This window comes from Salinicola socius (assembly GCF_001937195.1).
Lineage (GTDB): Bacteria > Pseudomonadota > Gammaproteobacteria > Pseudomonadales > Halomonadaceae > Salinicola > Salinicola socius.
Genome location: NZ_MSDO01000002.1, coordinates 90,895 through 103,237 on the forward strand (window position 1 = coordinate 90,895; position 12,343 = coordinate 103,237).

Sequence of the window (12,343 nt, forward strand, 5' to 3'; positions counted from 1 at the left end):
GTTAGGCTTTCCTAATTCAAGGCAATGCGTCCCTCGAAGACACGTTCGGCGGGCCCGGTCATGAACATCGCCGCCTCCGTCCCTGCCCATTCCAGAGTCAGCCTGCCGCCCCGCAGTTCCACCTCGACGGGGCTTTGCAGCAACCCCCGGCGAATGCCGCAGGCCACCGCCGCGCAGGCGCCGGTGCCGCAGGCCAGCGTTTCCCCGACGCCACGCTCGTAGACCCGCAGGCGGATCGCGTGGGGAGAGTCGATCTGCATGAAGCCGACATTGGCCTGGCGGGGGAAGCTGGGGTGTCGCTGCAGACTGGGTCCCAGGTCGTCGACCGGGGCGCTATCGACATCGTCGACCTGCAGCACGGCATGGGGATTGCCCATCGAGACGACGCTGAGCGCGACGCGCTGGTTGCCGATCTCGAGGTGATGCAGGAGCTCGTCGCTATCGGCCACGAACGGCACGTCCGCCGGCGCAAAGCGGGGCGTGCCCATGTCGACGCGGACTCGGCCGTCGTCGTCGACCCTCAGCGTCAACGGCCCACCCAGGGTCTCGACCTTGAATTCACGCTTGTGGGTCAAGCGTTGGTCGATGACGAAGCGGGCGAAACAGCGTGCACCGTTGCCGCAGTTTTCCACCTCGCCGCCGTCGGCGTTGAAGATCCGGTAGCGGAAATCCATGTCCGGCTTGCGCGGCGGTTCCACCAGCAACAGCTGGTCGAAACCGATGCCGAAGGGGCGATCGGCCAGCTGGCGGATCTGCTCGTCGCGCAGGTAGGCGCGCTGACTGATCAGATCGACCACCATGAAGTCGTTGCCCAGGCCGTGCATCTTGGTGAAATTCAACAGCATCAGCCTTCCTCCGGCAGCCGGGACTCGAGTGCCCACAGCGATTCGAGGCTCTCGCGGCGACGTACCAGATGGCTCCTGCCGCCGTCCACGAGGACTTCGGCAGGGCGGCCACGGCTGTTGTAGTTGGACGCCATGGCGAAACCATAGGCGCCGGCCGAACGTACCGCCAGCAGGTCGCCTTCGGCGATCGCCAGTTGGCGCTCCTGGCCGAGGAAATCACCGCTTTCGCAGATCGGACCGACCACATCGTAGACGGCGCTGTCGCGGAACGGACGGGTGTCGACGCGCTCGATGCGTTGCCACGCCTGATACAGCGACGGCCGGATCAGATCGTTCATGCCGGCATCGACGATAGCGAAATTCTTGGTCTCGCCGGGCTTGAGGTACTCGACCCGGGTCAACATCACGCCGGCATTGGCGGCGATGGAGCGGCCGGGCTCGAGCAGCAGTGTCAACTCACGACCTTGCAGGCGTTCGCGCACGGCATGAACGAAGTCGCCAGCCGCCGGCGGGCGCTCATCCTGATAGGTGACGCCCAGACCGCCACCGATATCCAGATGCTCGATCACGATACCGTGATCGGCGAGTCGATCGACCAACGCAAGCAGTCGATCCAGCGCATCGAGATACGGCGAGAGTTCGGTCAGCTGCGAGCCGATGTGGCAGTCGAGTCCCACGACCTTGAGATTCGGCCGTTGGGCTGCCCAGGTGTAGAGATCGAACACGTCTTCCGCGGCCACGCCGAACTTGTTGGCCTTGAGTCCGGTGGAGATGTACGGATGGGTTCTGGCATCGACGTCCGGATTGACCCGAATCGAGATGTTCGCGACCTGGCCGCGCTCGGCGGCCACCCGGTCGAGACGCTCGAGTTCCGGGCGCGATTCGATGTTGAAGCACTTGATGCCGACCTCCAGCGCGCGGGCCATTTCGTCGGCCTGCTTGGCAACGCCGGAAAACACGACCTTGGCCGGATCGCCGCCGGCAGCGATGACTCGCTCGAGTTCGCCCACCGAGACGATGTCGAAACCGGCACCGAGGCGGGCAAGCACGTCGAGCACGGCCAGGTTGGAGTTGGCCTTGAGCGCGTAGCAGACGAGATGCGGCATATCGCCGAGGGCATCGCTGTAAGCGCGGAAATGTCGAGTCAGCGCGGCACGCGAATAGACGTAGCAGGGCGTGCCGTACTGCTCGGCCAGCCGATCCAGGGCGATATCCTCGGCGTGCAGCACGCCGTCGCGAACGGGAAAAGCGTCGAACGTCACGGTAGCTCCTCGGCGGTCGGCGATGTGGCTGCCGGCGCCGGGCTGGCCTGGGGCGCTGCCGGTTGACGCTGCTGCGCATCGGGGCCGCTCTGGCCGGGCGTCTGTTTCGACGAGGCTGACTGCGACGTCTCGTAATCGCCCTGCGGGTCGTAGGTCTTCGAGGACTCGCTGTCGCCGGGCATGTAGAGCGGGCCCTTCTGGCCGCAGCCGGAGAGGGCCAGCAGCATCGTGCTCAATGCCGCGATGATGAGTGCATTACGCGACATGATGGCGCTCCTGGAGGGTGGCCAGGGCATCGCGCGCGCGCTGGGCGGCAGCGCGAACCTGATCGGGCGCGGTCCCGCCGATGTGGTTGCGGGCGGCGACCGAGCCTTCCAGCGTCAGCACCTCGAAGACGTCCTCGCCGATCACGTCGGAGAAGCGCTTGAGTTCCTCGAGCGACATCTCCGAGAGGTCCTTGCGCTGTTCGATTCCGTAGGCGACCGCCTTGCCGACGATCTCGTGGGCATCGCGGAACGCGACACCGGCCCTGACCAGATAGTCGGCCAGGTCGGTGGCGGTGGAAAAACCGCGGCGCGCGGCCTCGAGCATGCTCTCCGGCTTGGCTACCAGCGCCGGCGCCATGTCGGCGAAGGCGCGCAGGCAGCCCTTGACCGTATCGAGAGTGTCGAACAGCGGCTCCTTGTCTTCCTGGTTGTCCTTGTTGTAGGCCAGCGGCTGGGACTTCATCAGCGTCAGCAGGCTCATCAGGTGACCATAGACACGCCCGGTCTTGCCGCGTACCAGCTCCGGCACGTCCGGGTTCTTCTTCTGCGGCATGATCGAGGAGCCGGTACAGAAGCGGTCGGGCAGGTCGACGAAATCGAACTGGGCGCTGGCCCACAGCACCATCTCTTCGCTCATGCGCGAGAGGTGCATCAGCAGGATGCTGGCGAAAGCGGTGAATTCGATGGCGAAATCGCGATCGCTGACCGCATCCAGCGAGTTTTCCGAGGGACGATCGAAGCCCAGCAGCTCGGCGGTGACGTGACGATCGATGGGATAGGTGGTGCCGGCCAGCGCCGCAGCGCCAAGTGGCAGCACGTTGACCCGCTTGCGACAGTCGAGCAGACGCTCGTGATCGCGCGTCAGCATCTCCTGCCACGCCAGCAGATGATGGCCGAAAGTCACCGGCTGCGCGGTCTGCAGGTGCGTGAACCCGGGCATGATGGTATCCGCTTCGCGGTCGGCCAGTTCGATCAGGCCGCTGCGCAGACGCGAAAGTTCGGCGGCCACGGCATCGATCTCGTCGCGCAGATAGAGCCGGATATCGGTGGCGATCTGGTCGTTGCGCGAGCGTCCGGTATGCAGCTTCTTGCCGGTGATGCCGATCTTGTCGGTCAGCCGCGCTTCGATGTTCATGTGGATATCTTCGAGCGCGATCGACCACTCGACCTCGCCGCGTTCGATCTCGGCCTCGATGGCGTTGAGACCATCGATGATGCGGTCCCGCTCGTCGTCGGTCAGCACGCCGACCTGAGCCAGCATGGTGGCATGGGCGATCGAGCCGCGGATATCGTGATGATAGAGACGCTTGTCGAACGGGATCGAAGCGGTGAAGGCGGCGACGAATGCGTCGGTGGGTTCGCTGAAACGTCCGCCCCAGGATTGGTTGGTTGCCTGCGTCATCGAAAATCGAGCTCTGCGTGGTCTGCGGATTGAAGGGTCTGCGAGACGGGTCCATTCGCCCGCCCATGAAGCGCTGATCCGAGTGTATCAGAGACGGCGTTGGCAGAGGACGGTGTTGACACCGCACGGTTCAGTCCAGAACGGCCGGCAAGGTAGGCGAGCCCTGGATGGAAAACGATACCGGCCCCGGAACCTGGGAACCGACAGGGTCGCCCGCGCCTATCGGTCGTGGTCAGTTTTTACTCACTCCGTGACTGCTTTATCATGTAAGCCAAGTTTCGCGAATGCGAACACCCACTTGGTGACAGGCCGAGGTACCACTGGCGGTGCCGAGGGTGATAGCCATCCAACTCGGAGAACGGCGTGCTCGACGCTAATAGATTGAGAATCGCAACCCGCAAGAGCGCATTGGCGCTGTGGCAGGCCGAACACGTCAAGACGCTGCTGGAACAGTTCCATCCGCATCTGAGCGTCGAACTGGTGCCGCTCTCTACCCGCGGCGATCAGATACTCGATACGCCGTTGGCGAAGATCGGTGGCAAGGCGCTGTTCGTCAAGGAGCTCGAGGAAGCGATGCTCGATGGGCGGGCGGATCTGGCCGTGCACTCGATGAAGGACGTGCCGATGCAGTTCCCCGAAGGCCTGGGGCTTTCGGTGATCCTGGAAAGTGGCGCGCCCACGGACGCGTTCGTCTCCAACGATCATGCCAGCCTCGATGCGCTGCCCGAGGGCGCCCGTGTCGGCACCTCCAGTCTGCGCCGCGGGCTTCAGGTCAGTGCCCGGCGCCCGGATCTCGAGGTGCTGCCGCTGCGCGGCAACGTTCAGACTCGGCTGGGCAAGCTCGACGCGGGAGACTTCGAAGCGATCATCCTGGCCACCACCGGATTGCAGCGGCTTCAACTGGCGGACCGAATCACCGCCGAACTGACGCCGGAAGAGAGCCTGCCGGCGTGCGGTCAGGGCGCGCTGGGGATCGAATGCCGGCACGACGATGCCGATTTGATCACCCTGCTGGCGCCGCTGGATCATATTCCGACGGCGACACGGGTGCGCGCCGAGCGAGCGCTGAATACCCGCCTGGACGGCGGCTGCCAGGTGCCCATCGGCGGCTATGCCGTGCTCGAGAACGATGGCGACACGCTGTGGTTGCGCGGTCTTGTCGGGCACCCCGACGGTTCCGTGGTGCTGCGTGCCGAGAGCCGGGGATCGGCTTCGGAGCCGGAATCGCTGGGCATCCGCGTGGCGGAAGATCTGCTGGCGCAGGGAGCCGGCGAGATTCTGGCCGAAGTCTACGGCGGCGCCGACAGCGAGTGATGCCTGCTCGCGTACTGCTGACGCGTCCGGGACCGCGCGGCGAGGTGCTGGCTCGGGCGCTCGAGGCTTGCGGTATCACCACGACCGCACTCGACGTGCTGCGCTTCGAGTCGGTGGCGCTATCGGCTTCGGCTCGCGCCGCGCTGCTCGACCTCGATCTGTTTCACGGCATCATCGTGGTCAGCCCCCAGGCGGCGACGTGTCTTGCCGAGGCCATTGCGTCATACTGGCCTCAGTTGCCCCAAGGCCTGCGTTTCTACGCCGTCGGCGAGGCGACCGCGCGGACGTTGCATGCGGAACTGGGTGTGCCGGCGGTCATTCCCGCGCGGGGGGAAGGCGAGGACAGCGAGGCGCTGCTGGAAGTGGCCTCGCTCAAGGCGGTGGCCGGCAAGCGGCTGTTGCTGGCTCGCGGCGAATCGGGCCGGGAACTATTGCGGGAACGACTGCGTGAGCGCGGCGCCGATGTCGAAACCGTGGCGCTCTATCGGCGTCGCTATCATCCACCGTCTCCACCCATGGACAAGTGGCTGGAGAGTGGGGATTTTGCCGCGCTGGTGGTGACCAGCGGGGAAATATTGCAACATTTGGTCACATGGTGTGGCCCAGTTGCGTTGAACCAACCGCTAATCGTCTCGAGTCAGCGGTTGGCTACACTGGCGGGAACGCTGGGGTTCGGCTCGCCTCATGTGGCGTCGGGTGCTTCACCGGCGGCACTGAGCGCTGAGATCCGCGCGGTGCTCGATCCGCGGGGCGCCACCTCCGATCAGGGTGATCACGAAAAAGGCAAGCGTAGATGAGCAAGCAGAGCAAAGATCAGCAACCGTCGTCGGCATCGGCTGCCGATACCGAGCAGGCCGCGGACGGTACGGCCAGCCCGAGCGGGAAAGACCCGAAAGCCGCTCCGGTCGTGACGCCAAGCACGGACAGCAGCAAAAGCCATTCGTCATCACCTGCCGACTCGTCCTCGCGGCCCGGCTCGACCACGCCAGAGCCGGCCAAGACCGAGCCCGTCAAGACCGAGCCGGCCAAGACCGACCCAGTCAAACCCGATGTCGTTCAGCCAGCCGCCACGGAGCGTGCGACCGGCAAGTCGTCAGCGAGTGCAGCCGCAACGAACTCGTCGACCAAGGCCCAGCCAGCTGCTGGCGCCAAGGCCAGCAAGTCAGGCAAGACGAGCGCTTCCGCAACGACCCCCACCTCGGCGGCCGCATCCGGCGCTTCCCATCAGCCCAGCGCCTCGACCGGCAACCAAAGTGGTCAAGGCGGCAAGCCTGGCAGCGCTTCGTCCGCGGGTGGCGCTGCCACGCCGCCGGGCGGCACGCCGCCGGGCGGCACGCCGCCAACGAACGGCGAAAAGCGCGGCCGCGCGGGCAAACTGGGTCTGCTCGCCCTGATTCTGGTCATTCTGCTGGCCATCGCAGTGGCTGTCGTCGGCTTCCAGGGATGGCAGAAGCTTCAGCAGCAGCAGGCACAATTGAGCCAGATCGGCACCAACAGCACCACGCTCGACCAGCTCGAATCGAAAGTCGGTGAGCTCGATCAGAGTCGTCAGCAGAATCTGAAGATGATGCGGGGCGAGTTCGATCAGTACCGCCAGAATCTCGACAACACGCTGGACAAGGTGCTCAAGGAACTGGCCCAGCAGCAGCAGGCCGATCCGCGGGAGTGGCTGCACGCCGAGGCCGAGTATCTGCTGCGTCTGGCCAACCAGCGGCTGCAGCTCGAACGCGACGTCAACGGCGCCAAGGCGTTGCTGAACGCGGCCGACGAGCGTCTGCGTGAGGCGGACAACCCGGCCCTGGTGCCGGTTCGCCGTGCCATCCAGTCGGAGCTCGCTTCGCTCGATTCCGTGCCGGTCATCGACCGAACCGGCCTTTATCTGGCACTGATGGCGCAGCAGGAGCAGCTGGCACGTCTGCCGCTGAAGCAGGACATCGAAGAGATCGCCGCCGGCCAGGGTGATGCCAAGCCGACCGGCGGCTGGCGCCAGCAGCTGGCAACGCTGGGTAGCGAGCTCAAGGATCTGGTGACCGTGCGGCGTCACGATCAGCCGCTCGAAGCGCTGATCACGCCCCAGCAGGAGTCCTACCTGCGTCAGAACGTGCGGTTGCTGCTCGAGCAGGCGCAGCTGGCGTTGCTGAAGTCCGAGCCCAAGCTTTATCAGGCCAGCCTCGACAAGGCGATCGAACTGGTCGAGGGCTATTACGCCACCGACAACGACGGCGTGACCAACGCGCTCGACAAGCTCAAGAGTCTTCGCGACAACGAGGTTCGACCGGAGCTACCGGATATCAGCGAGTCCTCCCAACTGCTCAAGCGCTTCATCGAACAGCGCTTCGGCAACGGGGGTGGCCAGGGTGGTTCTCAAGGCGGCGCTCAGAATAGCGGGTCACAAAACGGCGACTCGCCACAGGGAGAGAGCGAATGAGAAAGCTGATCCTGCTGATCGTCTTCGGTCTGGCGGTCGGCGCGCTGTTTGGGCAACTGATGCAGTCGCTGCCGGGCTACTGGTTCATTCGCGTCGGCGACACGTCCGTTCAGACCTCGTTCTGGTTCGGCTGCGTCCTGTTGCTGGCCACCTTTCTGGTGTTGCACTTCCTGCTGCGCGCGCTGGTCCGACTGCGTCGTCCGGTGAGCCGGATCAAGGTGTGGAATAGCCGCACCCGTCATCGGACGGCAATGAAGCGCACTGTTCGCGGCCTGGTGGCGCTGGCCGAAGGCCGCTGGAAACGTGCCGAGAAGTCTCTCACCAAGGCCGCCGACGATTCCGGCACGCCGCTGGTCAACTATCTTTCGGCAGCCCTGGCGGCACACTATCAGGGCCGCTACGAGCAGGCCGACGTGCTGCTCAAGCGGGCCCATCACAGCACCGAAGGGGCGGACACCGCGGTAGGACTGGTGCAGGCGCAGCTGATGCTGGATCGCCAGCAGTTCGAGGAGGCCCTGGCGACATTGACGCGACTGGAGCAGCAACTGCCGGAGCATCCGCAGGTACTCAAGCTGCTCAAGCAGGCCTATCTCAGCGTCAACGACTGGGATGGCATGCGTCGTCTGTTGCCACGTCTCGACAAGCACCGCCTGATCACCGAAGACGAACGTCGCGAACTCGACCAGCGTGTCTATCGCGAGCTTCTGGTGCAGGCCGCGCAGCAGCCCGACAATCTGCCGCGCGTTCGTTCGCTATGGGCGGACATGCCGGACAATCTGCGCGGCGAGGTCGAACTGGTCGGACTCTATGCCGAAGCGCTGATCCAGGGTGGCGAAGAGGGCGATGCCGAGCGCCTGCTGCGCAACGCGCTCAAGGAGCACTGGGATACGCGGCTGGTGCTGCGCTACGGGCTGCTCAACGTCGATGCGGCTCGCCAACTGGTCTATGCCGAAAAGTGGCTGCAGGAGCGGCCCAACGACCCGGACCTGCTGCTCACGCTGGGCCGCCTGTCACTGCGCAACGCCTATTGGGGTAAGGCGCAGGAGTACTTCGAGGCAAGCCAGCGCCAGCGTCCGAGCGGTGTCGTCTGCGCCGAGCTCGCGCGGCTCTATGCCAACCTCGGCGATCACAGCAAGAGCCAGCTCTACTATCGCCAGAGCGTGACGCTGCTCGACAAGTCGCTGCCGGCGCTGCCGCAGCCCAGCGACATGACGCGCTGAACCGATTGACGATCGATTGCTCTCCTGGGCGCCTGCGGGCGCCTTTTTTGGTGCGGTAGATTGCCGCCGTTCAGTTCACGGAGAACCTGCATGCATTACGGTATCGATGTCGGCGGCACCAAGACCGAGATCGCGATCTACGACCGCCAATGGGTGTGCCTCGACCGCTGGCGCGAGCCGACGCCCTCGGACGATGGCGCAGCACTGCTGGCCATGTTGTCCGAGATGGTTCGGGAAGCGGATCGTCGCCAGGGCGGTCGAGGCTCGCTGGGGCTGGGTTTTCCGGGGGTGGTCGATGACCGAGGCTATCTGATCGCGGCGAATCTACCGGGACTGCGCTCCTTCGTGCTGGAGGCGGCGCTGGCGACCTCTCTTGATCGTCCCTTCGTGATCGAGAATGACAGCCGCTGTTTCGTGGTATCGGAAACCGGGCCCGGCGGGGCGGCAGAGGGCGTGGTGCATGCCTTCGGCGCGATTCTGGGAACCGGGGCCGGCGGTGGTGCAATGGTCGCCGGCCGCCTGCTCGCGGGAAGCGGCCGGTTTGCCGGAGAGTGGGGGCATCTGCCACTGCCGGCGGCGGCGGCCAGGCGCTACGATCTGCCCCTGTTGCGCTGTGGCTGTGGTCTCGAAGCGTGCCTTGAAACCTATATTGCCGGGCCGGGGCTGGTGAGGCTGCATCGTCATTTCGGTGGCGAGTCGGCGACCGCCGAAGCGTGGCATCAGGCGTGGCTGGCGGATGAACGCGCGGCGCAACAGGCCCACCGGTGTCATCTCGAGCTGCTGGGCGGCGCCCTGGCCAATGTGGTCAAGCTGCTGTCACCCAGTGTCATCATTGTCGGTGGAGGCCTGTCGACGCTGGACGAGCTGATGGAAGCCTTGCCGGCATCGATCGCGGAACAGCTGTTTCCAGGTGTCGAGGTGCCCGCAGTCGTGCGCTCCCGCCTGGGCGATGCCAGCGGCGTGCGCGGCGCGGCCATGCTGGGTGCCGAGGCGTCGAGGCGTGTCCACGTTTGAGGCGAGCACAAAAAGGCCGCCCGCAGGCGGCCTGTAAAGCGTTTCACGACATCAGCAGGCTTCTGGCTTAACGCTCATCACCGTTGTCCTCGTCGACGTCATCGTGGCTGGGCTTGCGATGCGTCTCGTCCGGGATGGGCGTATCGGGCGTGCTGGTCGCGTCGTTTTGCGGCTCGTCGGCGACTGCCCCCGGGATGTCACGCTTTTCATCACGCAGCACGCGCAAGTGGGCGGGTGGCGCCATGCCATCACGGTCTTCGCCGAAGTAGAGTGTGGTGTGCGGGAACGGAATCTCGATACCGGCTCTGTCGAAGTAGAGCTTGACCAGGCGGTTGTAGGCACGGCCGACGCCCCACTGATCGCCCGGCGTGGTCTTGATCACCACGCGAATGTTGACCGAACTGTCGGCGAGCGCAATGACACCGGCCACGGTCATCGGTGCCAGTAGCTTGTGACCATGCTCCTCGCTTGCCTGGAGTTCCGCGTAGGCCGCTTCCAGCTGCTCGATGGCGTAATCGATATTCTCGCGGTAAGCGATTCCGTACTCGCCGACGTGATTGCCGAATTCGCGCATGTAGTTGGATACCGTATCGACCGACGAGAATGGCACGATGTGATAGGTGCCCGACAGGTCGCGGATGGCGACAGAGCGAATGCTGACTCGCTCGGCGGTGCCGGTAACGCCGCCCACGGTGACAACGTCGCCCGTGTTCATGGCGTTCTCGAGCTGAATGAATACGCCGGTAATGACGTCTTGCACCAGCTTCTGCGAGCCGAAACCGATTGCCAGACCCAATACCCCGGCACCCGCGATCAGCGGTCCGATATTGATGCCGATTTCCGACAGCACGATCATCAGCGTCATGACGATCAGCGTGATCGCCAGCGCGTTACGGAACAGGCTCATCAACGTCTTGGCACGAGCCGTCGGCGCGCCGCCGCCGGTATCCGGATTCAGGAAATTCTCGATCAGACTGGCCAGACCGATCCAGACGGCAGCTGCGACGACCAGAATCAGCATCACCTGAATGACGGTGGCAATGGTATGGGCGCCCGCTTCCGTGGCACGCCAGGCGGCGAGATCGAAGACGTGCCAGGCATCCAGTACGTAAAGCGCCACGGCGATCAGGATGATCGCGCGGATGACCTTGAGGAAGGTCGGAATATAGGAGTTCAGGCGAGTTTCCAGCAATGGCAGTTTGGCCCGAAGGTTGTCACCGAGATCGATGCGCTGACCGATGAGCTGGGTCAACAGGCCGGAGATCAACATGCCGATACCGATGTAGATGATCGTCTTCAATGTCGCGATCAGCACGAACGGAAGCGCGGTTTCCGGATGCAGCAGCGTGACGCCGAATACCATCACGGTATAGAGCAGTGCGATGATGAACCAGATTCGGGCAAACAGGCGGAGCGCGACCCGCGACAGCGACATCGAGGCCTCGTCGGCGCGCTGCATGATCAGGTCACGGACAGGGATGCGCTTCTTGAGGATCACCGAGACGGCGACCAGTAGAGCGATCACCATGATCAGCACGCCGACGGCCTTGCCGAAGGCCAACGACAGGGTGGTGTTCACGATCGGGACCACGACCAGCATGCCATAGCCGATGAAGCCCGCCAGAGTCGCCAGGAAGCGGTTGCAGTAGCGTGCCTGATCGGCGCCGATGGGCAGCAGTCGCAAACCCTCGTGGCTGGAGGCAAACAGCACGCGCAAGGCGCACTTGAACAGTTCGATCATCAGGAACGCGTTGAGGAACAACGAGAAACGGCTATCGAGACTGCCGCTTTCCCCTACCAGGAACGTGGCCACCAGATTGCCGGCGACATAGGCGAGCACGACCGCCACGACATCGACGATCGCGGCGAGCACCACCGCCACGATGACCCGCAGCAGATGGCCTCGACTATCACCCTTCATCGACCACTGGCTGAACCGGTTGAACAGCGGTGTAGCGATGCGCCGTAAAATGAAGAAAGCCACGACCGTGGCAATCACCACCATTGCCAGATTGATCGCCGCGCTCAGGAAAGCGCCCATGTCGAACGCGGGTGCGGCGCTGCTGGCGGCGGCATCGCCGCTGCCGAAGAAGCCTCCGATCATCGCCACCAGGCCGTTGAGCTGGCCACCGATATCGCCTGCGATCCCGCTGGTGAGTTGCGCCATTCGTCGCGGAAAGGACGCCGTGGAATCGACGTTATCGTTGCTCGCGGCGACGGCCGGTTCCGACTCTGCGGAGTTCTGGGAAGTCTCTGCGGAGTTCTGGGAAGTCTCGGCGGAGTTCTGGGAAGTCTCGGCGGGGCTGGTGTCAGTGGCGTTCCCATCGGCTGCCTGGGTGGCGTCGCCCTGGGCATCGCCGGAGGATTCCTGCTGGGATGCCAGCTGTCTCAGCTGATCGATAAGAACCTGTCGCGACTGGGCGTTTTCCAGCAGATCCGCCATGGTGGAATAGGCGGGGCCATCCTGGGCGGTTTGCCCTTCGGATCCACTTTCCTGGGCCAGCGCGGGGGCAGCGAATATCAAAAGTAACAGCAATAGCCAGCGACTGAGCCAGCGATCGGGGCGAAGGACTATCAAGCTCCAATCTCCTT

At 64.5% G+C, this 12,343-nt stretch carries 10 protein-coding genes; 5 read left to right on the top strand and 5 right to left on the bottom strand.

All coding sequences use genetic code 11. The features are described 5' to 3' along the window. Positions 1 to 11: 11 nt before the first annotated feature. Genes dapF through argH form a run of 4 tightly spaced genes read right to left on the bottom strand, consistent with a single transcriptional unit; the run spans position 12 to position 3,775 of the window. A complete protein-coding gene (gene dapF, locus BTW07_RS02140) occupies positions 12 to 845 on the bottom strand; it encodes a diaminopimelate epimerase (protein WP_075568513.1) in 834 nt (277 codons plus the stop codon). Then, a complete protein-coding gene (lysA, locus tag BTW07_RS02145; protein ID WP_075568514.1) occupies positions 845 to 2,107 on the bottom strand; it encodes a diaminopimelate decarboxylase in 1,263 nt (420 codons plus the stop codon). Before lysA ends, dapF begins: the two co-directional genes overlap by 1 nt. Further along, positions 2,104 to 2,373 carry an LPS translocon maturation chaperone LptM gene (lptM, locus tag BTW07_RS02150; RefSeq protein ID WP_075568515.1) on the bottom strand — a complete coding sequence of 90 codons (270 nt, stop codon included), beginning with the start codon at positions 2,371 to 2,373 and terminating at the stop codon, positions 2,104 to 2,106. Before lptM ends, lysA begins: the two co-directional genes overlap by 4 nt. After that, positions 2,363 to 3,775 carry an argininosuccinate lyase gene (argH, locus tag BTW07_RS02155; protein WP_075568516.1) on the bottom strand — a complete coding sequence of 471 codons (1,413 nt, stop codon included), beginning with the start codon at positions 3,773 to 3,775 and terminating at the stop codon, positions 2,363 to 2,365. The genes lptM and argH overlap by 11 nt, the downstream gene beginning before the upstream one ends. 363 nt (positions 3,776 to 4,138) lie before the next feature. Here argH and hemC point away from each other — a divergent pair, with 363 nt between their 5' ends. From hemC to BTW07_RS02180, 5 genes are all read left to right on the top strand, one after another. Then, positions 4,139 to 5,089 (top strand): hydroxymethylbilane synthase, encoded by a 951-nt coding sequence (gene hemC / locus BTW07_RS02160; RefSeq protein ID WP_075568517.1) that lies wholly within the window; start codon positions 4,139 to 4,141, stop codon positions 5,087 to 5,089. After that, complete coding sequence (locus BTW07_RS02165) at positions 5,089 to 5,886, top strand: uroporphyrinogen-III synthase (RefSeq protein WP_075568518.1); 798 nt, start codon at positions 5,089 to 5,091, stop codon at positions 5,884 to 5,886. The genes hemC and BTW07_RS02165 overlap by 1 nt, the downstream gene beginning before the upstream one ends. After that, the gene (locus BTW07_RS19375) at positions 5,883 to 7,517 is read left to right on the top strand and encodes a uroporphyrinogen-III C-methyltransferase (protein WP_083941422.1); all 1,635 of its coding nucleotides are present in this window, start codon (positions 5,883 to 5,885) and stop codon (positions 7,515 to 7,517) included. Before BTW07_RS02165 ends, BTW07_RS19375 begins: the two co-directional genes overlap by 4 nt. Beyond that, the gene (locus BTW07_RS02175) at positions 7,514 to 8,737 is read left to right on the top strand and encodes a heme biosynthesis HemY N-terminal domain-containing protein (protein ID WP_075568519.1); all 1,224 of its coding nucleotides are present in this window, start codon (positions 7,514 to 7,516) and stop codon (positions 8,735 to 8,737) included. The genes BTW07_RS19375 and BTW07_RS02175 overlap by 4 nt, the downstream gene beginning before the upstream one ends. Before the next feature lie 90 nt (positions 8,738 to 8,827). Then, positions 8,828 to 9,751 carry an ROK family protein gene (locus BTW07_RS02180; protein WP_075568520.1) on the top strand — a complete coding sequence of 308 codons (924 nt, stop codon included), beginning with the start codon at positions 8,828 to 8,830 and terminating at the stop codon, positions 9,749 to 9,751. A 67-nt stretch (positions 9,752 to 9,818) separates the two neighbouring features. On the opposite strand, the gene BTW07_RS02185 is transcribed toward BTW07_RS02180, so the two are convergent. Further along, a complete protein-coding gene (locus BTW07_RS02185; RefSeq protein ID WP_244158294.1) occupies positions 9,819 to 12,329 on the bottom strand; it encodes a mechanosensitive ion channel domain-containing protein in 2,511 nt (836 codons plus the stop codon). Positions 12,330 to 12,343 lie beyond the last annotated feature (14 nt).

What these genes read in the sequence shown, in the direction of transcription:
- dapF (WP_075568513.1), bottom strand. Translation starts at nt 845, where the DNA reads ATGCTGTTGAATTTCACCAAGATGCACGGCCTGGGCAACGACTTCATG.
- lptM (WP_075568515.1), bottom strand. Translation starts at nt 2,373, where the DNA reads ATGTCGCGTAATGCACTCATCATCGCGGCATTGAGCACGATGCTGCTG.
- argH (WP_075568516.1), bottom strand. Translation starts at nt 3,775, where the DNA reads ATGACGCAGGCAACCAACCAATCCTGGGGCGGACGTTTCAGCGAACCC.
- BTW07_RS02165 (WP_075568518.1), top strand. Translation starts at nt 5,089, where the DNA reads ATGCCTGCTCGCGTACTGCTGACGCGTCCGGGACCGCGCGGCGAGGTG.
- BTW07_RS19375 (WP_083941422.1), top strand. Translation starts at nt 5,883, where the DNA reads ATGAGCAAGCAGAGCAAAGATCAGCAACCGTCGTCGGCATCGGCTGCC.
- BTW07_RS02175 (WP_075568519.1), top strand. Translation starts at nt 7,514, where the DNA reads ATGAGAAAGCTGATCCTGCTGATCGTCTTCGGTCTGGCGGTCGGCGCG.
- BTW07_RS02180 (WP_075568520.1), top strand. Translation starts at nt 8,828, where the DNA reads ATGCATTACGGTATCGATGTCGGCGGCACCAAGACCGAGATCGCGATC.